The sequence below is a fragment of the Acaryochloris marina S15 genome (assembly GCF_018336915.1).
GTDB classification, from domain to species: domain Bacteria; phylum Cyanobacteriota; class Cyanobacteriia; order Thermosynechococcales; family Thermosynechococcaceae; genus Acaryochloris; species Acaryochloris marina_A.
Genome location: NZ_CP064923.1, coordinates 1,565,165 through 1,587,726 on the forward strand (window position 1 = coordinate 1,565,165; position 22,562 = coordinate 1,587,726).

Sequence of the window (22,562 nt, forward strand, 5' to 3'; positions counted from 1 at the left end):
GTTAGGTATGGGGTAGGATAACCGCTTTGATGGTTTTGCGATCACGCATATCTGCAAATACCTGCCCCAGATGATTGAGGGGTTGCGTATCGTTAAGGAGTTCCTCAAACGGTAGTTCCTGACTGGCTAATAGCGCGAGGGATTCCCTCACAAAGGTGGGGGTATTGTGAAATACCCCCTTCAAAGTCAATTCACTGTAGTGCAACAAATCAGTATTGACGGTGATACTCGTATCCCGAGGGCATCCTCCAAATAAATTGATGGTTGCTCCTGGCCGTCCACAGGTAATGGCTGTTTCCCAAACGCTTGGAACCCCAGTAGCTTCAATCACAATATCTGCCCCTTGGTTGTCGGTCAGCTCCAAAGTAGTGGCTGATATGTCCGTGTGATGGTGATTGTAGGTATGGACTGCACCTAGTTTGCGCCCCAGTTGCAATCGCTGTTCGGATCCACCAAATAAAATCACCTCGGCACCGCGATGGGCCAACACCCCCACAAACATCAGGCCAATGGCACCATCCCCAATCACCACCACGCGTTGGGCAGGGCCATCCTTTTGTTCAGGCTTAAAACCAGAGCGGGCAATGCCGTGCAGAACACAGGCTAAGGGTTCGGTCAGAGAGGCATCGGCCATGGATAAATGCTCTGGAATGGGGAGCAGATTCTGCTCAACAATGGCTGCAGGAATCCGCAAATATTGAGCAAATGTTCCGTTATTGAACGTCAAGTCGGTACAAAGGGAATATTCTTGCCGTTGGCAAAAAAAACAGTGCCCACAGGGGGCTGAATTATTAGCAACAACGCGATTGCCAAGAGACCAGCCCTGAACCCCCGATCCTATGGCTACAATCTGGCCTGCTGCTTCATGGCCAAAGAGTGTTGGCGGCTTGAGCATTTTGGCATGGCCCCCGCGTCGCCACACTTTTAAGTCCGTGCCACAGGTCGTCGCAACATCCACTTGAATCACAACTTCACCTGGCTCAGGGGTAGGGTCAGGAACCGTTTCTAGGCGGAGATCGGTTTGGCCATGTAGTACCGCTGCTAGCACGTTAGTTCAGTCCTCCATTCAGTTTCACCATCTTAACGGGAATTGCTGAAGTCTTAGTCTCTTGGGTCGTGCCTCAAGTAATTGTGGGTTGAGTATACTAGAGGCTCAGCTCAGCTTCTAACCTACCCATGCAATGCCCACTATGCGGTCATTCCAAAGCACACAAGCATGGCAAGATGCCCAACATGCTTCAACGATACCGTTGTCCTGAGTGCCAGCAGACCTTTACTGAACGCTTTGATACCCTTTACTATCGTCGTCAGGTGAGTCCAGAGCAGGTCCGACAAGTTCTCCAAGCCCATGCAGAAGGGAGTAGTCTTCGAGGTATCACTCGGACCAGTGGCCTGGCTTACAACACTGTAGTCTCTCTAGTAAGAGCTGCTAGCCAACGATCTCAGCAACTCCATAATGGCCAAGTGCAAGCCGTTGAAACGGAGGATGTCAGTGCAGATGAAATGTGGTCCTTTGTGAAAAAAAGCAAAAACACTGTCTTCCCCATGAGCTAGAGATGGGTGATTGTTGGATGGCGATTACCTTGGCAAACACAAGCGGCGTGATCCTCTCGTGTCGTGTGGGCAAGCACACCGATTCATTATTGAATGAACTGGTGACTAGCACTGAAGGTAAGACCGATTGCAAGGACTGGAATAGCGACGATTGGGGGGGTACGAAAGAGTGTTGCCTTGGGAGATTGACCATTACATTGGCAAGGACAGAACTCAACGACTCGAACGCACCAATGGCATTATTCGACAGCACAGTGGTCGATGGCATCGACGCCAGAACAAATTTGGCAAAGTGTGGGCGCAAACCAAAGTCACTGCTCGATTAGTGGTCAGCTATTTCAATTGGATTTGGACACACAGTCGGCTTAAAACAACGGCGGCACAACGTGCTGATCTAGCCTCGCGAGCTTGGCATTGGGATGACATACTCACCTACCCCACAATTGTTTGATGCACGACCGTCTCTTGCTTACAGACGGACAGGTTTAGCACCTGCTGATTAGGATAGGAGTTATAGCTCTAGCTGGTGTGAGACAAAGTCTTAGAGATCTGGACTGTAAATATGGCATCTTGGGCAATCATACAGAACGCTTCCTATATTCTTTTGATTCAAAGAAGCAGGCAAACGACCAGAGCCGATCAGTGGTGTTTCCCGGGTGGTGGTATTAAGAAGAATGAAACACCAAAGCAAGCATGCGTTAGAGAAGCCTTTGAGGAGACACAACTCGCCATCAGAGTTGTTGGTACTGTGGCCAAGATTCGTGATGACTACTACTTCCTTTGCAAACTTGAGAATCCTCTTCAATCAGTCATCTTGAAGCCAAATGAGTGCAGGAATTATGTTTGGATTAATCCCACACATTTGGCTGATATTGGCATCATTATGAATCTGAAAGTTGTTGTGCCACTATTACGTTCAATTGGCTATGACATTCATTTGTCGGATGAGTTGGAAGGCTATATTGCATAATCTATGGTTTATCTATGGTGATCGGACGTATTCTGACAACTAAGTTTAAAATTGGCATTTAAGGGTAAGAGCTAGAAATATATATGCTCAACATTGTTTTATTGTGAAGACCCTCTCTCAATATCTGGGGATTCGTTAAGGTTTAAGAGGTAGGCCTACATTGCATCTCAGTCTAGAGCTGCCAACAGTCTCTCAAGTTGCATTTTTAACGTTAATTCAAGATCGGTATTTGTGATCTATGGATTTTGATCATATTCATTTTTATGTTCATGATTCCAAACAATGTCAGCGTTGGTTTACCAACGTTTTAGGATTTCAATATCTCGGGGGCAACACAGCGCCGGATCGGCAAGTTGAAGTTGTCTCTTCAGGGGCGATTGTATGTATTTTTTCCAGCCCTCTAAACCAGACTGGCCCAGTTGCCCAATATCTTCTGCAACACCCTCCTGGTGTAGTAGATTTGGCTTTTTTGGTTCCAAATGTTCAGGCTACGCTCGCCCGCGCTGTTCAGGCAGGGGCAACCCTTTTACAGCCTTTGATCGAAGAAAAGCATGACAAAGGGACTGTAACTTGGGGAAAAGTCAGAGGGTGGGGAGCGTTAGAACATTCGTTGGTGGAGCGGAGAGGGCAGACTTCCATTTTGCCGTCCGAATTTTTCCCGATCTCGATGCACAAGCATCACAAGCCTCAAGCTGCTGCTCGTCAAAGTCTATTCACCCAGATTGATCATGGGGTTTTGAATGTGGGTCAAAATCAGCTTGAAGCTGCGGTGACTTGGTATCAACGCATATTTGGGTTTGAAACCCACCGATATTTTGATATTCAAACCCATCGATCGGGTCTACGCAGTGAAGTGTTGACTCATCCCCAAGGTCAAATCAAGTTTCCGATCAATGAGCCCACTTCAGCCAATTCCCAGATTCAAGAATTTCTAGAGGTCAATCGAGGCGCTGGCATTCAACATATCGCCTTAGGAACTTCGAATATTGTCGAAACGGTCACTCAGCTTAAGCATCGAGGGCTGTCCATTCTAGATATTCCACCCAGTTACTATCAGCACCTACGACATCAGTTTGAACAAGCCTATTCCCACCTCGATTGGTCTGCCCTCGAACAACAACATATTCTGGCTGATTTCGAAGAGGATTCCGGAGCTGGAATTCTATTGCAAACCTTCACGAAGCCTATTTTCCCGCAACCTACTTTCTTTTTTGAAATTATTGAGCGGCAACGCCAAGCCCAAGGGTTTGGACAGCGAAACTTCTTGGCCCTGTTTCAAGCCATGGAACGGGAACAGCAGAAACGGGGAATAGTACTATAGGTTGGCTTGAGTTTGCTGCCGTTGACGAACCAAGTTGGCGGCCAGCTGAATCGCGGCAATCATGCTAGTGGGATCGGCAATTCCCTTGCCTGCAATATCGAAAGCCGTGCCGTGGTCAGGTGAAGTGCGGACGAAGGGTAAGCCAATCGTGGTGTTGACAGCTCGATCAAACGCCATAAGCTTGACGGGAATCAAGCCTTGGTCATGATAGAGGGCTAAGTAAGCGTCATAGGTGGTGGGTTGCACCGTTTTCTCTCGGGGGCCGTACCAAGCTTGCCCTGGCCCCACCCACAGGGTATCGGGAGGAATGGGATCCGATAAGGTCAGATCAGGATGTTGCGATCGCATCTCCCGTATCCAAGGAATTAGCCAATCAATCTCTTCTCGACCCAACTGTCCCTGCTCACCGCTATGGGGATTCAAACCTGCGATCGCAACCCTCGGCTGTTCAATACCAAACTCTCGCTGCAGCGTCTTCTTCAGCAGCTGCACCTTCATCGTTAGTAGTGCTGGCGACAGCTGACCAGGGACCGCTGACAAAGGGATATGGGTCGTTGCCAGCAACGTACGGAGCTGCCATCCTGTATAGGGAGATAAGGCAAAAAAGAACATGCCATATTCTGAGATCTGAGATCGCTCCGCCAAATACTCTGTTTGTCCCGGATAGTGATGGCCTGCAGCCTTCCAAGCCGACTTAGCAATGGGACCTGTGACAATGCCATCAAATCGCCCTTCCAGGGCGCCCGTAATCGCAGTAGACAAACACCGAAAACTGGCTGCCCCCGTTTCTGCAGAAGCCTGTCCCCATGGGATAGGAGATAACTTCAATCCCACTTCCAAGAAATCGAGATCATTAGGATTCGCTAGGGTCTCAACAGCATTTAATCCTGCCTGCTGTTGAAGATGCTTATAGGCCGCTTCAAATAAAGACCGCTCCCCAATGACGCGAATATGAGCTGCGCCTTTGAGAAGCGGTGAATTTAAAGCTTTAAGAATAACCTCAGGGCCTATTCCTGCAGGATCACCCACAGGAATGGCAAGCTGGGGTAGAGGATGAGATTCAATCATTGTGATCCATCATCATCCATCCGAACGGAGGAAGAACAGTCCTTCCTTATGCGGGAGAAGTGACTTCTTCCGGTTCCGAGGTTGCTTCATCAGCAGAATCATCATCGGTCTCAACTTGCCCACCTTCCTGTTGAGCCAACATTTGCTGTCGATACCGTTCTGCCATTTCCTCGGCTTTGTCATAAACCAGCTGAGGATTCTTGACCATATCACCCGGCTCAGGCTCTAGCTGCTTAGTAGACAGGGAAATACGACCTCGCTCAGCATCCAAATCAATGATCATCACCTTCAGATCATCATTAACATTGAAAACGCTGTGAGGCGTATCGATGTGATCGTGAGAGATTTCGGAAATGTGGAGCAAGCCACTGACACCACCAATATCAATAAAGGCACCGTAGGGCTTGATACCGCGGACCGTGCCAATTACAACTTCGCCGACTTCCAAACGGTTCATCTTGCGCTCAACCAAAGCTCTCCGATGGCTGAGAACAAGGCGGTTACGTTCTTCATCCACCTCTAGGAACTTAAGAGGTAATTCTTCGCCAATTAAATCTTCTTTGGTCGCTCGAGTACTGATGTGGGAACCCGGAATAAATCCACGCAGTCCTTCAATTCTAACTAGGGCACCACCTCGATTGGTTGCAAATACAGAAGAACGGACCGTTGCATCTTCCGTTTGCAGTTGACGCACCCGTTCCCAAGCGCGCATATACTCAATACGGCGAATGGATAGGGTAAGCTGACCGTCTTCATTCTCATCTGCCAGAATGAAAAACTCACGGGTTTCGTTGGATTGCAACACCTCATCAGGGTTCTCAATCCGATTAATGGACATTTCCTGAATAGGAATGTAGGCTGCAGTCTTTGCACCAATGTCAATCAAAGCCCCTCTGGGTTCCAGACTGAAGACTGTACCTGCCACGACGTCACCCGGATTGAAGTGATAATCATATTTGTCAAGTAACGCGGCGAAATCTTCGTGAGTAAAGCCGATGTCTGGCAGCGTGGTTTCCCGATTGACCATTCTCTAATGTTCCTAGGTTTTTTCTTACTAATGGTGGATAATGACGTCTCCTTTGTCCGTAAGGACGCAAATAATAGGAGCGCTGGGCGATGCTAAGAGTCATCTTCAGCATCTATCTAGATTTGGCACTAGATCTACCATCGTAGCGCAATATCTGAAACCTTAACTATATATTTTGTTCGTTTGTAGTCTGGCAATGGAGATGCTAAAAGCCCAGGTAGATGCCTGAATGATTACTGAGGGGAAACCATAATGGTGGTGGGTTCTGGTTGTGCAGTATCTTCATATACCTCGTTCAGCACTCTCGGCAAAGGACTGTCTCCAGAGTCCTTGAGCTGATCCAGGGCATCCACAAAATCCCGAATTCCTCGAAACTGTCGATAGACAGATGCAAACCGAACATAAGCCACTTCGCTGAGGGTTTGTAGCTTAGTCAATACGGATTCACCGAGATCAGTACTCGTAACTTCTTTAATCGCTTGCTGTTGGAGTTCTGCTTCCACATCGTCTACCAATGACTCTAGCTGAACCGCAGTCAGCCCCGTCTTTTCACAAGCGGTAACCACTCCTTTGAGCAACTTTGAGCGGTCAAATAGTTCTCTATCCTGATTGCGTTTGATGACGGTGATGGGAACAAACTCAATCCGCTCATAAGTCGTAAATCGACGATTGCATTGCAAGCATTCTCGCCGCCGCCGAACACTCTGTCCCGCCTCTGCTGAGCGCGATTCTAAAACTCGGCTATCGGTATGCTGGCAAAAGGGGCATTGCATACTGGCTTGTTCAAAGTGGATAACAACGCAGTTCTAATTCCAATCAAAACAACATCTGCAAGGTTGAAGTCTCGAACCTTTAACACTCAAAGCGCTGCTTTCTAAATCACTGTTATCAGATACTGTGCCCATTCTACTGCCATTGTTATGTCAGTAAACGGAATAAAAAAAGGATTTTCATGGTCTTGGCGTTGCAATACCAATTGAACCGTTTTGCCTTTATCAGGGGGATGATCCAAATCGACGGATTGGTCATCCACTTGAACCACAACATTTACAATTGTGTGAATCGAACAACGTTGAAGGTTTATCGGTCCTTTTAAAGTGGGTTGCCCCCAAGTTAGGGTTTCTTCTTTCTGCCCCAAAACGGCATAGATATCATATTTGGCACGTTCAAAGGACTGGGCCCAAACACGATAGGCCTCAACTTTGCGATATTCGATCCACCCAAAGCTGGCTAACCCTATAAATACAGAAAGCAATGCCAACCATACGAGCCCTTCTGTCATAACTTATGTTGTATTGGCATTCATGACTGCTGTAGGTAGAGAAGGAAAGGCGCTAGATAACAAGGTTGTTGGAATGACGGAGATACATAACACCTTTCCTCGGTCGGAGGACTATCTAATCAATCCAGACTGATTGGTAGTAAGGGTCACCCAAAAATGGCACTGCTCCAGTTGCAGGGTAGTGATCATCATTAGGCGCAAAAATGTGTCCGACTGCTTCTGATAAATACTGGATCCCTTGTTCGAAAAAAATCATAATTTTCATACGTAAACTCCCATATACAAAATGAATGGGAAAGAGCATTCCCATCCTTATTTGGATCAACGGTTGCTATCTCGTACTTCGATCATAACGTGAATGATTAGAAAAATTAATAAGTCTGATAACTCTGAATATGTATTTTTTATGCAAAGATTAAACAAATACTGAGATGAGTAACGCTTTACTCAAGTTTTATGGGTTGTGTGTTTCTTGTGTAACGAGGATTTGAAGAAAGTTCTTGACGTTCGAATGCTTTTCAAGGCATGATGATAGTCGCATTCGGGGCTATAGCTCAGTTGGTAGAGCACCTGCATGGCATGCAGGGGGTCAGCGGTTCGAATCCGCTTAGCTCCATTTTCTATATCATTTTATGTGGTTCCGTTAAGCTGGACTAGCCGGTGTTTCTCATGCCTGCTGCAATCCCATTAATCGTCAGCAGAGCACCCCGCAGAAGGTCTTTCTCGCTAACGTTTCCAGCTCCTAGGGCAACACGATCTTGCCGCTGATGTTGTCTCAATCGCTTGAGCAAGGACACTTGCAGGAATCCTAATGGAACAATCGTACCGTTCCGCAGATGGACCGAACGCTTAAGGTTAGGATCTCCATCTAGGAGCTGCTGGTTCCCCGTAATCTTAGAGACCATTTCCCGCGTCAAGTAATATTCTTGGGCGATTTGCTCAAACAAACGCTCAAACCGATCCACATCTTCAGAAGAAGTTAATTCCTGAAGATAGTGATGAGCAATTTGCAGATCCACTTTAGCTAAGGTCATTTCTACTTTAGAAATCACCATCTTAAAAAAGGGCCACTTGCCGTAGAAATATTGCAGTAGAGTGAGATGCTCTGCAGACTCCTCATCCAGAAAGTCCTGAAGTGCGGTACCCACGCCGTACCATGCCGGCAACAGAAACCGACTTTGAGTCCAGCTAAACACCCAAGGAATGGCGCGTAACCCTTCTAAAGTTCGCCGATTATCGGCCCGTCGTCGAGCGGGTCGAGCAGCATGTTGTAGTTGACTAATTTCATTAATGGGGGTGACTTCGTAGAAAAAGTCCACTAAGTCTTCTTGTTCATGAATCAGTGCCCGGTATCGCTTCCGCGATCGCGCCGATAAATCCTCCATGATTTCATGCCAAGGCTCAATGCTGTCCATGGTGGAGCGCAACAAGCTGGCTTGGATAACAGCCGCAGAAATCGTTTCTAGGTTATATAAAGCGAGCTCTGGCAAAGAATACTTCGAAGCCACTACTTCGCCCTGCTCTGTAATTTTGATCCGGCCATTCACGCTATACCCTGGCTGGGCCAAAATAGCTTCATAGGCAGGTCCACCGCCTCGGCCGACAGAACCGCCCCGACCGTGGAAAATTCGCAAAGAAATGCCGTAGGGCTCAGCAGTTTCCTGTAAGCGTTGCTGGGCTTTATAAATCTCCCAATTACTACTGAGGAAGCCAGAATCTTTATTGCTATCAGAGTATCCCAGCATGATCTCTTGTAACGAGAGAGGAGGTTCTGAAGATGGCTCCTGAGATGCCTGAGCATCCACTAAATAATTCCGATAAAAGGTTAAATCAAACAGTTGGGTCATGACCCCTGGCGCCCGCTTTAAGTCATCTACTGTTTCAAAAAGAGGGATAACGTGTAATGTTCCAGTCGCCGTTGTGGGATCAAATAGACCGGATTCCTTCGCTAACAGCAGCACTTCCAGCAAATCACTGGCATCATGGCTCATGCTAATGATGTAGGTACGGCAAATTTCTACCCCAAATTCTTCCTGCAGCCGCCGAATCATCCGGAAGGTATTAATCAGCTCTTGGGTTTTCTCAGAAAAAGGCAGGTCATGGGGGATCAGGGGCCTACGGGTCTGCAGCTCTTGGGTCAGCCACTCCAATCGTTCGGGCTCTGATAACTCGTTATAGGGCTTGGGCAGAATCTGCAGATAATTAACGATTTCAGTGAGGGCATCTGAATGACAAGAGCTTTCTTGCCGGATATCTAACTGAGTCAGATTGAAGCCAAAGATCTGCACTTGGCCGATCAGGGTATCTAACTCTTGGCAACTGATCCCTGTCGCCTGCAAATTCTCTTGGACCACTCGAAGTTCGGCCAAAAAATCCTGAGCAGCAGGATAGTAAATTTGTTCGTTCATCCCTTGGGGATGAATCGGATGGGAAAAATCAATCAGTTGAGCCTGCTGTTGGTTGCGATCTCGAGTATTTTCTAGACGCTTCAGGATATAAGACAACTTGAATCGAAAGGGTTCTCCCAGGAACCGGATCGAGAGCCGGTCATACACGTCAGGCATTTGTAGCTGATCTTGGCCCAAAGATTTCTCTAAACCAGATGGAACTTCAGACCAATATTGGGATAGGGTCAACAAATTGATCAGCTTATTAATGGATTGAATATATTTCTCAAGCACTAAATTTCGCTGATAACAGGAGGTTTGCCAAGTGATAGCTGTCGTCACTGCTGGGTTGCCATCGCGATCCGAGCCCACCCAAGATCCAAACTTACAAAAGTTGTAGCGAGGGGGTTGTAGATTGGGAAATGCTTGTTTCAAATGCTGGGATAAGCGTTGATACAGCTGGGGAATCGCATCAAAAAGGACTTCGCGAAAATAATGCAGGCTGTACTCGACTTCATCTAAAACTGTCGGCCTAAATTGATGAAGTTCATCGGTTCGCCACCAAAATCTGACTTCCTCCGTGAGTTGGGCCTGTAACGCATCCACTTCCCAATTCGAACGGGTACTATTGGCCAGTCCAGCCTCCGCCTCATCTAATTTGCCTAAGATCTTGGCAATCCGACGTTGTTTAGCCCGAATCGTCTGCCGCACAATTTCTGTCGGATGAGCAGTAAATACAAGCTGAATATCCAGGTTCTGAATAATATTTTGAATATGGCGAGGCGGAACATTTAACTGTTTCAGCTTGGGAAATAACCAGGTAAAGGTCCCTGCATTCGGCTCCCGTAGAATTGCATCAAAGATGCTGTGCTCAGGTAGATCGGTCTGACCATTTTGGCCAGAATGATTTTCTGCTCCCTCCTCAGAGCCATCGGCATTAGGAAGTGCTACCGGAGAGGATTGAATCGCCCCTCGGGTACGCATAATACTTTCCTCTTGCTCATAATGTTGTTCCACAATATTGATGAGCTGAAAGTAGAGGGCAAATGCTCTTGCAGCCCGAATGGCTTCATCTAGCTCCAGCTTTTCTACCACCTTCAGGACTTCCGTTTCCGGAACCCTTGGGGCTTGTCCTTCCGGGGAACACATCGATCGCAACTGCCGAAGTAAATCGACTAACTCCTGCCCGCATTCATCTCTGAGGACAGCTTCCAGTAGGTCTTCAATGACTTTAATTCGATGTAGAAGCAATGACTCTAACTGGTTGTGCTGTGCTAATTGGGGATGGATACGGTTGAGAGTGGAACGCATAGAGTATTAACTCAAATAAGTAAGATCGATGGAATAGAAAAACTCGAAGACGATTATCAAGCTTTTGGGAACTTCGCCTTTAAAGCATCAACCTCTGTTGAGAACTGGGTAAAGTGGCATCAAAAACAACTCCATCACAATTCTAGGGGGTAAACCTCGCTTTACTATCTTTCTCTAAAAGCTAATTCCCTTGGTAGGGTTAGGTTCCCTCAATAAACCGTTCTTACTTTGGATGAATCATGCTGTGTAGACTGGGCCTAAGCAGTATTCATAAGCCAAAAGATAGACTACATAACTTAAGGACGGATATATTCGTCCACATATGGATTTTCCTAGCTCTCTAAACAACATTCTGAGGATAAAGACCCGGAAAATTACATCCAAAGGAGAGAAAAACGTACTTTATTCGGGCAAATCTAAAAAAGGCAAGGCGACCCCTTGCAATAGGCTTTCGCTCCAAGTTCCAAGGGTCGTCAAACACCTGAACAGCTGTTGCTGCCCCAACAAGGCAACAAGAATCGGCAATATTGCCAGACTGACTAGAAGCTCCAATTGCTCTGGCTTGAGAAGAATGGGAGGGACCTTAGAGATCGGGTTAGACGATGAGAACATGATGAGACCTTTGATAGTGTTTTAACGCAGTGCCCAGTCTTTTGCCCAAGCTAGAATTTTGGAAACTCGGTCCGGGTGATGGGACTCACAATAGAGGCGCAGAACAGGCTCTGTCCCACTAAAGCGAATAAGTAACCAGCTCTGATCCGCCAAGTTAAACTTAAAACCATCGATGGATAGAACATCCACGACTTTTTGGTCCAATACTTGACTGAAGGGTGCTGCTTGCAATTGATCAATTAGCTTTTGTTTATCAGCTTCAGAAGATAGGGGTAGATCAATACGATCATAAAAACTGGTGAACCCTGTTTGCGTTTGTAGCTGCTGATACAAATGGGATAGATCTTGACCGGTTTGAGCTGCAGCTTCGAGTAAATATAGGGCAGAGAGCAAGCCATCTCGTTCAGGAATATGGTTGCCATAGCCTATACCTCCAGATTCTTCGCCACCAATCAATACTGACTCTGCGGCCAGCATATAGTCGGCAATATATTTATAGCCAATGGGGGTTTCATGGAGGGGTAATTGGTACAGATCAGCCACTTGAGGGATCAGTTCTGAACCGCTAATCGTTTTGATGACTTCTCCCTGGAACTTTCGGCGAGCTGCAAGGTGTTCAATCAAAATCGGAATCAAGATTTGAGAACTTAGAAAGTTACCCTGGCCATCCATTGCTGCAATTCGATCCCCGTCCCCATCAAATATAAATCCTACAATCGCTTCTTCATCAGGGGCCTGTTGACGGTGAGTTTGGATGGACTGAATGAGAGTTCCCAAATACTTGGGAAGGGGTTCAGGGGCCCCTCCTTCGAATAACGGATCGCGATCGCAGTTGAGTTCTGTGATCTCAGCCGATAGCAGCCGTTGTAGGCCAGTGGCTGTTGCCCCATGCATCGTATCCACAAAGACCTTAAGTCGCTTCTGGTGAATTGCTTGATTGATGGCATCCATATCAACCTTAGATTGCAAAACCTGACAATACTCTGGCCAGGGATCGAAGGTATCTAGGGTCCCGGCAGTCGAAGTAGTGACGGGGGCTTCGACCAGTCGATCTTGAATAGCTTGAGTGACGACAGGAGGCACTGAGCCGCCAAAGGCTCCTTTGACTTTGAGGCCAGAATAGATCCCTGGGTTATGGCTGGCTGTAATCACCAAAGCCCCAAGGGCGTGGCGATGATAGGCCGCCCAACTAAATGCAGGGGTGGGCGCAAAGGTGTTCGATAACAGCACATCAAATCCGGCTTGCTGAACAGCTTCAGCAGTGGCCTGGGCAAATTCTTCTGAGAGAAATCTGCGATCATATCCCACGATCACTAAATGCTTTTTGTCAGCGCTGCCATAGGTTTCTTCTAGGATTTGGGCCGCAATAGGGGCGACATAGACCAACCGCTCGAAGGTAAAGTCTTGGGCAATAATGCCTCGCCAACCGTCGGTTCCAAATTTGATTGAGGATGCAAAATCGTTAGGCATAGGGAATCCGCTAGGATACTGTCTCTACATCCTACACACCAAAAGTTAACCCGTAATTACTAACAAAACTTAATCTTTAGTTTATGATTTGGAGTGATACGCAGTTTAGGGAGGTTTATTTTGACTCAACATGAAGATGCCATTGCGCCACACGGTGGTTCACTCATCAACCGGGTTGCTTCTGCAAGCCAAAAACAAGATTTGCTTGCCAAGGGTGATAGCTTACCCCGCGTACAGTTAGATAAGCGAGCCACCTCAGATTTGGAAATGATTGCCATTGGTGGCTTCAGCCCACTTTCAGGCTTTATGGGGCAGGCAGACTATGAACAGGTTGTTCATCACATGCACCTTGAAAATGGTCTGCCTTGGTCCATTCCAGTGACTTTATCTGTCGATGAAGGCGTAGCGGCTGCCCTTGATGTGGGAGGCTTAGTTCGTCTAGATGACCCAGCGGGCGCTTTTGTGGGTGTACTTGAATTGACTGAGAAATATACCTACGACAAGACTCAGGAAGCCGTTCAAGTCTATAAAACAGATGAGATGAAACATCCTGGTGTCAAGGTCGTGTTTGATCAGGGTGCAGTTAATCTTGCGGGTCCAGTTTGGTTGCTAGAGCGCCAGTCCCACCCCCAATTCCCTTCCTATCAAATTGACCCCATCGCTGCTCGTCAACTCTTCCGTGAACGAGGTTGGAACACAATTGTTGGCTTTCAAACCCGGAATCCGATTCACCGTGCCCACGAATACATTCAAAAGTGTGCGTTAGAAACTGTAGATGGATTATTCTTGCATCCATTGGTGGGTGCAACGAAAAGTGATGATATTCCAGCAGATGTGCGGATGCGTTGCTACGAAATCATGATGGAGCATTATTTCCCGGAGGATCGGGTTATTCTAGCCATTAATCCTGCGGCCATGCGCTATGCAGGTCCTCGCGAAGCAATTTTTCATGCTTTAGTTCGCAAAAATTATGGCTGCACCCATTTTATTGTGGGTCGCGACCATGCGGGTGTGGGTGACTACTATGGTACCTACGATGCCCAGTATATTTTCGATAGCTTAGATGCTCAAGCGTTGGGGATTACACCCATGAAGTTTGAGCATGCCTTCTACTGCAAGAAGACCTTATCCATGGCTACGACTAAGACGAGTCCCAGTGGGCCTGAAGATCGGGTTCACCTTTCTGGGACAAAGGTCAGAGAAATGCTGCGACGAGGGGAGCTACCCCCACCTGAGTTTTCTCGCCCTGAAGTGGCTTCTGAATTAGCAGCGGCAATGAAAGCTTAAGCCTAGCTTTCGCAATCGGCGATATAGTGAAAATAGGAACCCATTACTAGATGATGGGTTCTACCTTTTTGCCCTTCAATAGGCCCTCTCCATAGACATCACATCATGGCACTGACCCGACGCGCTTTACTGCGAAAAACTAGCTTAGTGCTAGCTGGCCTAGGTTTGAGTGATTTATCTCTATGGAAGTTTGCAGATCAATATCAACAAGTACTCGCTCAACCCACCTCCCGGAAGCTCGCCCTGCTAGTGGGCATTAACCAATATCGGGAGTTGGGCAAGCAGGCCAAGCTGAAGGGCTGTTTGACAGATTTGGAATTGCAGCGAGAGCTACTGGTCCATCGGTTTGGCTTCCATCCCGACGATATTGTCATCCTTAAAAATAAGCAGGCCACCTATAAAAATATCGAGGCAGCGTTTACGACCCATTTGATTGAGCAGTCCCGGCCTCAAGATTGTGTCATCTTTCACTTCAGTGGGTATGGATGTTTATTAAGTCCCTATATCAACACGGCTTCAGAGGCCAAAACGCCGCTCCCCTCCAAAGTGTTGCTTCCTTTTGACAGTGATATTCAACATTCCGACCAGAGCCCAGCCATTGAAAATGCCCTGTTGCAGGAGCAGTTAGCCCTGTGGTTTCGGTCCCTTAATACGCAACAAAGTCTCTGTGTGTTAGATGCTGGGTTCACCTATCCAGGGAAGGCGTTGTTGGGGAACTTACGGGTGCGATCGCAACCCAGTATTCAACAAAAAACAGACTTACCGGGAGATCGTGAACAGCAAGAGAAGCTGCTTAATCAATCCCAACGGCGTCCATCTTCTTCTGAGCTGATTCTTTTAGCCTCTCAGCGCCCTCAAACGGCGGTTGAAGCCCAATGGCATGATTTTTCTTCCGGGTTATTCACCTATGCTTTAACGCAACATCTATGGCAATCCTCCCCCTCCCAGAAATTCTCGGCTAGTTTTAACCGGGTTGTGTCTGATGTCGAACATCAGGTCGGTCGAGTCCAGCAACCTAGCTTAAGCGGGCAGACGGGCTCTAGTGTTTTAACCGGATTATCTCTTGGCACCAATGCTGATGGTGTGGTCACGGATGTCGAAGACAACGGTGAAGAAGTCACTCTTTGGTTAGGGGGTGTTTTACCCCAAGTGGTGGAGTATTACGAAGCCACTACTTGCTTTAAAGTCACATCGAAAGAAGGCAGCTTATCTAATATTTCAGCTGCTACCGCCCCATCTCCTGGGAGCGCATCCGAGCAGGTCACCCTAGAGCCTTTAATTCAATTAGAGTCTAGCCGAGGCTGTGTGGGGACCGGACGCTGTGATCAAGAAGGTCAAATTAACTCCGGTCAGAAAATTCGAGAAGCGTTTCGAGTCATTTCCCGATCTATTAACTTAAATGTTGCCCTAGGCTCACAATTGAATCGAATTGAGCGGGTAGATGCCACTAGTGCGTTTTCAGACATGCCCAATATCAACCCCGTTATTGCTGGGACCCAAAACGCGGACTTCCTGTTTACCCAAGCATCTTCTTCTTCTCAAGTGATCGTTAATTCCGTTCCAGACCTATCAGAAGAAGACGAAGACCCTCCTGCTCCACCGCCTCAAACCCAATATGGACTCTTCTCCCAAGGAGGCGAAGAGTTAGCAGATACCCGAGGAGAATCGGGTGAAGCAATTAAAACGGCAGTCAATCAACTGCATGACACTCTGAAATTATTGTTGGCCCGCAAAACCCTCGATCTGACCGTTAACGATTTTTCTTCGAGAGTGGGGGCAATGGTGGCGTTGGAAGCCACTGATGATGAAAAACCTCAAGTCCTAGCCCAACAATGTACGACCCGAGCGCCTTGGACTCGGAAAGATAGCTCATCCCTATCTTCCTTTGAGAAGCAAGGGCAAGTCGTCCAGATTGCCAAAGGACAACATATCCAATATCGAGTGCGTAACTACAGCGATACCCCGCTCTATTGGCTAGTCTTGGGCGTTGATACTCGCACCCAGTTCTTCTCCATTTATTCGCCAGAGGCTCTGTTAGACAGGTCTACTAGTCAAGACTTCATTGCCCCTAAAGAGTCGCTAGCCGTGCCATTCCCAAACAATGAGTATGTCGTTCGAGGACCGGAAGGGATAGCAACCACCTACATTATTGTGAGCCGAACTCCGTTTGAGAAAGGATTAGATGCAATAGCCAGCAAAATCCGCCAATCTTCAAGTAATACATCCCCTGTGGTAGCTCGTTTGGTCAATCCATTAGAAGTGACCCAACAAGTGTTACAAGATTTGCATGATGGCAGCACGCCAATGGCCGAGCAAATGGGGATTGAATCTGATAACAACTGGGTTTGGGATGTCGATCAGTGGGCGACGTTTCAGTTTACCCATGAGGTGATCTAGAGAACCAGGCTTACCGCATTGTGAGAATGAGAATGACCTATTCCCCAGGGTTATATCATTCTAAAAATATCCATCAGTATGTCTAGCGATTGCTCACAGCACCGTTTTGGCCTTATAGCTCCTACTAAAAGCCCAGCTTTACCCCTGTTGGGATTAAGTTTTGGTTGAGAGCTTGTGCGATCACATACCAGGTATCGTGGATGCGATCGCAATGATTAAAGACTCACAACTTCAATTATTCTGAACAGTCTTTCCCATCACGTTGGGAGATAGTTTGAGCAGAGAGGGAGATTGCTTGATTCTCTGACACTTTCTGAGAACCCTCAGAAGAAGAGTGGGCTGTTTGGGCTTTAGGAGAAAATTGAGAAATAATGAATGGCGAAGAAAAAATACCAAGATAGACAATCGCAATTTTAGTCACGAACCGCCCATCCATGGGCTTCCGTTTTCGTTTGTTATGTTTCATGGGAGTGACTCAGAATGGGAAAATTGCCTGAAATGCTAGAAGTTAGAGCCAGTCAAAACTACTGGCTGACAGTGAGGGAAAATATTGCTGAATGCAGTGCTTCGGGTACACTTTATTCCACTTATGAATAAGCTGTAAATTATTTTGTCTTAGTAATTTAATCTGTATCTTGTGTTAGGTGCTTTTTGTACTTGCTATAAGTAACTTAGACGCACTGTAAATATTTAAAGAGACAATCACTCATTTGAATCTTAGAGCAAGCCAAAATACTTCCAGATTTTGGCTTGACAAATTTTAAGTGCCAATGAGAATATTTCGCCCTTCTTTTGGTGAAGAGATAATGACTGATTATGTTGATACTACTCTTGATAAGAGGATAGAACAACGAGGCTTGATGAACTTTCTGACGTTAAATGAATTTGTCGATCTCTGGTGTGTTTAGGTTATGGCTAAGACTTTGCGTGATCTTATTCTGCGTTTGCCTAGTTTTGTAGATGCGATCGCATCTACAAAACGCGAAATATGACTCTCCTCTAGTCTAGCGCTGTCCAAAGAAGCTTGTATCTAAAGGGCAACTTTGTGACGTCATGATCGGTCACAGCTCCATTGCCAATGACTCTCAGGCTAATGAGAGGTAATCTCAGCTCAAACTCTGATTAGACATTAATCGTTACGAGACAGTGGAGCAATCTCTGCATGCTTTGTTCCCTATCTCGTTAAGCTTTTCCAGATCGCTCCTATCGGTTTATGATTCTACTTCTTCAGGTTCGCCACTCAGAAGCCATTTATCTCCTTGCTTGGTGAGAGGGAAGTTTGCTTCTGCAGTTGCACCCTCAAATGAAATATTGATCTTAACTAGAGCCTGATTTCCTTCAACTTTAGGTTCGCCAACAATTTTGATGGTTTTCATAACTGTGGCAAATTCTTCTTGGTCATCTGCATTAGGATTACATAACGCTTTAGGTGCTTCCTTTGCACATAGAGGCTTAAGTTCATCAAACTTGCCATCTGCCCCAGCTTCGATAAATTCTTCAACTACTGTTTGGGGTGAAGAATGGACTCCCCCACAGGCTGTTATTAATATGACCAAACCGGTCATCAGAATTCGTGACGTAAATTTATTCACACTAGAGTGCAGGTTCATCACCTTAGTCCTCAATTTTTTTATTGATTAACGCATTCCTTGAACCTGCACTCTAGTGTGAACTTTCAGGCTCTAGAGCTTTACTAAAGCCATAGATCAGTCCACGTTGGGGAATAAAAAGATAGTAAGGGGATGAGGATCTACTATCATGCGAATCTTAATATTGTTTGCATAAATAATTTCGTTTGCAGCTTCAAAAAAGATGGAGAAACTCAGCTGTTAGTTAAGGGAATAAATCCTGCGAGTAACGGTAGTTGATTTCCTTAAAAGTCATCTCTAGAGGACACGTTCATAAATGTTAGTGGGGGAAAAAAGGTATTTCGCCAAATATTCGGATACGATGAAGTGCTTGAATTAGCAGAATTATCTATGTTTTGCCTTTAAGACTATGGCAGAGTCAATCAGCCTAAGCCGATTTAGAGCCTCCGTCTTATTTACTCCAATCGTTATTGCATCAACTTATGCCAGTGGATAATCTTCAAAATGCTAGTGAACAGAAACTACCAGAAAGCCATTGGCAACAAGGCAGCTTATTAGATCTAGAGATTACAGATCTCAGTCCGACTGGAGATGGAGTGGGTCGATGGGGAGAGCAGAATCAGGTCGTTTTTGTCCCAAACACCGTTCCTGGCGATCATATTAGTGTGCGGCTGCTTCGGGTCAAACCTAGATATGCCTATGGTCAGCTTCAAAGTATTAAGCAAGCCTCGCCGCACCGAGTGAGACCCCAGTGCATTGTTGCTGATAAATGTGGTGGGTGTCAGTGGCAACAGGTGGACTATGCCTACCAACTGACCGCCAAGCAAAATCATGTGATTCAAGCCCTAGAGCGAATCGGTAAATTCCGGACTCCAGCCGTCGATCCAGTACTGGCTGCCCCATCCCCGATTGAGTATCGCAACAAAGTCACCTATCCCATCGTGTTGAGTCCCAACACTAACCGAGTGCAGGCAGGATATTACCGCAAAGGGAGTCACAAGCTCATTAACCTCAATCAATGCCCGGTCCAAGATCCTCATTTCAATCAGTTTTTAGCTGAAATTAAAGAGGATATTCAAACACAAGACTGGCCCATCTATAACGAGCAAAACCATCGGGGACGGATTCGCCACCTCTCGATCCGCATGGGGCGGCGGACGGGAGAAATTTTAATGACGCTGATTATTAATGCAAAACCGAACCAAGCTTTATCTGATTTAGCCGATCTAGATGCTCAAGTACAGGAGTGGCTTGAACGTTATCCCCAATTGGTGGGGATTTGTCTTAACTTCAATTCCCATCGGACCAATCGCATCTTTGGGAATGACACCACTTGCATCGCCGGACGCAACTATTTGCAAGAAACCTTTGCGGGGCTAACTTTTCAGCTACGTCCGGATACTTTTTTTCAGGTGCATACCGAACAAGCGGAAGTCCTGCTCAACACCCTCTTCGACCACCTTCAACTCACGGGCAGTGAACAGGTTGTTGATCTTTACTGCGGCATTGGTACCCTTACACTTCCCCTAGCTCAGCGGGTTAAAGAGATTGTTGGTATTGAATTGCAGACTGCAGCCATAGACCAGGCCCAGACCAATGCTACCCTCAATCAAATTAGCAATGCAACGTTTTCTGCCGGAGCGGCCAAAGACTGTTTGGGCGAGCTACCTTTTGCCCCGGATCTGGTTTTGTTAGATCCGCCTCGCAAAGGCTGTCACCAGAGTGTGATTGATCAACTCCTGTCCCTCAAGCCTGAGCGAGTTGTTTATGTCAGTTGTCATTCTGCGACTCTAGCTCGTGATTTGAAGTTGCTTTGTCAGTCAGGCCAATACGAACTCAATCGAGTCCAACCCGTAGACTTCTTCCCTCAAACCTCTCATGTAGAATGTGTCGCCTTCCTCAATCGGCGCGCTTCATGAGCGAGTCCATTGTCGACATTGATTGTTTGACCTTTCTACTGATCAGCATTTTTATTCTCGGGATTGGTATCCTGCTCACCCGCACTATCCCTCTCCTCAGAACACTAAATATTCCTGCTGCTGTTTCGGGCGGTCTAATCGGCTGTGGTCTAGTGGCCTATGTCAATCTGTTCACCCCTTGGCATTTACGATTTGATCTGAGCCTGCGAGACAATCTGCTTTTGATCTTCTTCAGCACGATCGGCCTAGCTGCTCGCTTTAAACAGCTTAAAGAAGGAGGGAAAACCCTTTTTGCTGTGATTGGGGTTATGGTTGCTTTTCTATTCCTGCAAAATGCAGTGGGGATCTTGGTGGCATGTGTAGTCGGTTGCCCTCCCATCTTTGGACTCCTCGGTGGGACGATTTCCTTTGTGGGCGGCCATGGTACAGCGATCACCTGGGGAACACTTCTTGAAGCTCAAGGATGGACTGGTGCATTGGAATTTAGCCTAGCAGCTGCGACCTTGGGATTGATTGTGGGAGGAGTTTTAGCAGGACCCATTAGTCAGCATTTGATTCACCGATTTGATCTGGAGTCCCTATCCCCGCCCTCTGATTCTATGGTGGAAAGTTCAGTGACGATGCCGACGAGTTTGGAAGGCATGTTTGGGATTGTTTTATTGATTGCGACTTCCCTGAGTTTGGGATTGGGATTGCACTTGCTCACCAGTGATTGGGGAATTGTTTTGCCACGATTTCTACCCATCATGCTGGTGGCTATTCTCTTGATCAATCTTCTAGACTGGGGAAATATTACGGTCAATGATTCAGCTTTGTCATTTTGGAATGACGTCAGCCTGCAGCTCTTTCTGGTCATGAGCCTGATGAATTTGCAGATCCTTTCTTGGATGCAAACAGCAGGTCCCTTACTGATTATTTTGGGTGTCCAAACTCTTTGTGCTGGGTGTTTTGGGTTGCGGGGCGTGACTACGATGCCAGCGTGATCTGTGCTGGCTTTACGGGGATGGTTCTGGGGGCCATGCCCGTGGGGATGGCGAATATGACCACTATTACCCAGCGATATGGACCTTCTCCCAAGGCTTTGCTAGTGATTCCTTTATTGGGAGCTTGTTGTATGGATATTGCCAATGCGGTCGTTATCCAATTCTTTTTAATGCTAGCGCCTTAAAATACAGCATTGTAAAAGAAATGTATCGAAAAATTACACAATATATATTTTGTCCAGGGGTCTCGTAACATAACATAATAATGGGGATCATTTACCTCGCGACAGCCCACTCTTCAAAATTGACTCAATAATGATTACCAAAGACCTAGAGCGGCCTCAGCAGACCCTTGAAACGTTGCAGCGACCTGCTGCTGACCCGCAAGCTCTAGAGGCTCTTTACGAGAAATCTGCATCGCAGACTTCATCTATTTTGCCCTTTGCTGCTTTGCTCGCCGCAGTCTGTATTTTGTCTTTCTCGGCAATATTTACTCGCTTGAGCGAAGAAGAGCTAACAGCCAGCGCTACAATTTTTAACCGATTTTGGATTGCATCTCTGGCTTTAGGAATGTGGAGTGGCTTCCAACAATTTCGCCAACCTCCTGCAGAAGCTGATCAGACATCTCAACCGCTTCAAATTCGTGATTTGCTCTGGTTTGTGTGTTTGGGGATCTTGATCTACGGTCGGGCAGGTTCTTGGGCTTGGTCTCTCACCCAAACCAGTGTGGCAAATTCCAATCTCCTCCATAACATGACCCCCTTGTTTGCAACATTAGGGGGGTGGCTGTTTTTAGGACATCGCTTCAATCGTCAATTCCTGATGGGTCTGGGGTTGGCAATCACTGGGGTGTTAATCATTGGAGTCGGCGATTTTCAGGTTGGCACTAGTGGGCTAGTGGGGGATGGGGCTGCTTTATTATCAGCCGTTTTTTATGCCGCCAATTTTCTGGTGATTGAAAAACTGCGGACGCGATTTACCACCACCACCATCATGTTGTCTTCTTGTATCGTGACTGGACTATTGACGATTCCGATTGTGTTGATGGGGGGGAATCAACTATTTCCCACATCTACAACGGTTTGGTTAGCCGTCATTGCTTTAGGGGTAATTAGCCAAGGATTAGGACAAGGTCTGCTGGCTTACTGCCTCAAGCAATTTACGTCGGGATTTGTCTCTATTTTTATGCTTATGGAGCCTCTAATCACCGCCATTCTGGCCTGGAAAGTGTTTGGAGAGCAGCTCAATTTATTGAATTGGATTGCCTTTTTTATCATTTTGACTGGGTTGTATTTTGCAACGATTAGTAAGGGAGCCGCGAAATCCAGCGCTATTCATTGATTTTATTCTTAAATCGATAAAAATTAGGTTATGCTTCGGTTAAA

17 protein-coding genes, 1 tRNA gene and 2 pseudogenes are annotated in these 22,562 nt (G+C 46.7%); 9 read left to right on the forward strand and 11 right to left on the reverse strand.

Annotated elements, in window-relative coordinates; all coding sequences use genetic code 11:
* Position 1: 1 nt before the first annotated feature.
* Positions 2-1,048, reverse strand: coding sequence for a zinc-dependent alcohol dehydrogenase (locus I1H34_RS07900; protein WP_212665118.1), 1,047 nt, complete (start codon positions 1,046-1,048; stop codon positions 2-4).
* Between the two features lie 128 nt (positions 1,049-1,176).
* Here I1H34_RS07900 and I1H34_RS07905 point away from each other — a divergent pair.
* From I1H34_RS07905 to hppD, 3 genes and pseudogenes are all read left to right on the forward strand, one after another.
* Positions 1,177-2,005, forward strand: a pseudogene (locus tag I1H34_RS07905) (IS1 family transposase).
* 111 nt (positions 2,006-2,116) lie between these two features.
* The gene (locus I1H34_RS07910) at positions 2,117-2,524 is read left to right on the forward strand and encodes an NUDIX hydrolase (RefSeq protein WP_212665119.1); all 408 of its coding nucleotides are present in this window, start codon (positions 2,117-2,119) and stop codon (positions 2,522-2,524) included.
* 238 nt (positions 2,525-2,762) lie between these two features.
* Entirely contained in the window at positions 2,763-3,845 is a 1,083-nt protein-coding gene (gene hppD / locus I1H34_RS07915) for a 4-hydroxyphenylpyruvate dioxygenase (protein WP_212665120.1), read from the forward strand.
* Here hppD and pdxA read toward each other — a convergent pair.
* From pdxA to I1H34_RS07940, 5 genes are all read right to left on the reverse strand, one after another.
* Entirely contained in the window at positions 3,840-4,913 is a 1,074-nt protein-coding gene (gene pdxA, locus I1H34_RS07920) for a 4-hydroxythreonine-4-phosphate dehydrogenase PdxA (protein WP_315874862.1), read from the reverse strand. The genes hppD and pdxA overlap by 6 nt on opposite strands.
* 46 nt (positions 4,914-4,959) lie before the next feature.
* Positions 4,960-5,940, reverse strand: a complete 981-nt coding sequence (locus I1H34_RS07925) for a 30S ribosomal protein S1 (protein ID WP_212665121.1) — start codon at positions 5,938-5,940, stop codon at positions 4,960-4,962.
* Between the two features lie 233 nt (positions 5,941-6,173).
* Complete coding sequence (gene nrdR, locus I1H34_RS07930) at positions 6,174-6,713, reverse strand: transcriptional regulator NrdR (RefSeq protein ID WP_212665122.1); 540 nt, start codon at positions 6,711-6,713, stop codon at positions 6,174-6,176.
* A gap of 101 nt (positions 6,714-6,814) precedes the next feature.
* Positions 6,815-7,222, reverse strand: a complete 408-nt coding sequence (locus I1H34_RS07935; protein ID WP_212665123.1) for a hypothetical protein — start codon at positions 7,220-7,222, stop codon at positions 6,815-6,817.
* 115 nt (positions 7,223-7,337) lie between these two features.
* Complete coding sequence (locus I1H34_RS07940; protein WP_212665124.1) at positions 7,338-7,487, reverse strand: hypothetical protein; 150 nt, start codon at positions 7,485-7,487, stop codon at positions 7,338-7,340.
* A gap of 278 nt (positions 7,488-7,765) precedes the next feature.
* Between I1H34_RS07940 and I1H34_RS07945 the strand changes: the two genes are divergently transcribed.
* A tRNA-Ala gene (locus I1H34_RS07945) sits at positions 7,766-7,838 on the forward strand.
* A gap of 37 nt (positions 7,839-7,875) precedes the next feature.
* Here I1H34_RS07945 and ppc read toward each other — a convergent pair.
* From ppc to I1H34_RS07960, 3 genes are all read right to left on the reverse strand, one after another.
* Positions 7,876-10,920, reverse strand: coding sequence for a phosphoenolpyruvate carboxylase (gene ppc, locus I1H34_RS07950; RefSeq protein WP_212665125.1), 3,045 nt, complete (start codon positions 10,918-10,920; stop codon positions 7,876-7,878).
* A 402-nt stretch (positions 10,921-11,322) separates the two neighbouring features.
* Positions 11,323-11,532, reverse strand: coding sequence for a hypothetical protein (locus I1H34_RS07955; RefSeq protein WP_212665126.1), 210 nt, complete (start codon positions 11,530-11,532; stop codon positions 11,323-11,325).
* Positions 11,533-11,553: 21 nt separating this feature from the next.
* Entirely contained in the window at positions 11,554-13,002 is a 1,449-nt protein-coding gene (locus I1H34_RS07960; protein ID WP_212665127.1) for a phosphoglucomutase/phosphomannomutase family protein, read from the reverse strand.
* 120 nt (positions 13,003-13,122) lie between these two features.
* Here I1H34_RS07960 and sat point away from each other — a divergent pair, with 120 nt between their 5' ends.
* A complete protein-coding gene (gene sat / locus I1H34_RS07965) occupies positions 13,123-14,289 on the forward strand; it encodes a sulfate adenylyltransferase (protein WP_212665128.1) in 1,167 nt (388 codons plus the stop codon).
* Between the two features lie 105 nt (positions 14,290-14,394).
* Positions 14,395-16,686, forward strand: a complete 2,292-nt coding sequence (locus tag I1H34_RS07970) for a caspase family protein (RefSeq protein WP_212665129.1) — start codon at positions 14,395-14,397, stop codon at positions 16,684-16,686.
* Between the two features lie 235 nt (positions 16,687-16,921).
* On the opposite strand, the gene I1H34_RS07975 is transcribed toward I1H34_RS07970, so the two are convergent.
* Together I1H34_RS07975 and I1H34_RS07980 are read right to left on the reverse strand one after the other, a co-directional pair.
* Positions 16,922-17,152, reverse strand: coding sequence for a hypothetical protein (locus I1H34_RS07975; protein WP_212665130.1), 231 nt, complete (start codon positions 17,150-17,152; stop codon positions 16,922-16,924).
* A 745-nt stretch (positions 17,153-17,897) separates the two neighbouring features.
* On the reverse strand, positions 17,898-18,251 hold the full coding sequence (locus I1H34_RS07980) for a DUF4878 domain-containing protein (RefSeq protein WP_212665131.1): 354 nt from the start codon (positions 18,249-18,251) through the stop codon (positions 17,898-17,900).
* Between the two features lie 506 nt (positions 18,252-18,757).
* Here I1H34_RS07980 and rlmD point away from each other — a divergent pair.
* From rlmD to I1H34_RS07995, 3 genes and pseudogenes are all read left to right on the forward strand, one after another.
* A complete protein-coding gene (gene rlmD, locus I1H34_RS07985; protein ID WP_212665132.1) occupies positions 18,758-20,194 on the forward strand; it encodes a 23S rRNA (uracil(1939)-C(5))-methyltransferase RlmD in 1,437 nt (478 codons plus the stop codon).
* A pseudogene (gene gltS / locus I1H34_RS07990) lies at positions 20,191-21,362 on the forward strand (sodium/glutamate symporter). Before rlmD ends, gltS begins: the two are co-directional and overlap by 4 nt.
* Before the next feature lie 130 nt (positions 21,363-21,492).
* Positions 21,493-22,518, forward strand: coding sequence for a DMT family transporter (locus tag I1H34_RS07995; protein WP_212665133.1), 1,026 nt, complete (start codon positions 21,493-21,495; stop codon positions 22,516-22,518).
* Positions 22,519-22,562 lie beyond the last annotated feature (44 nt).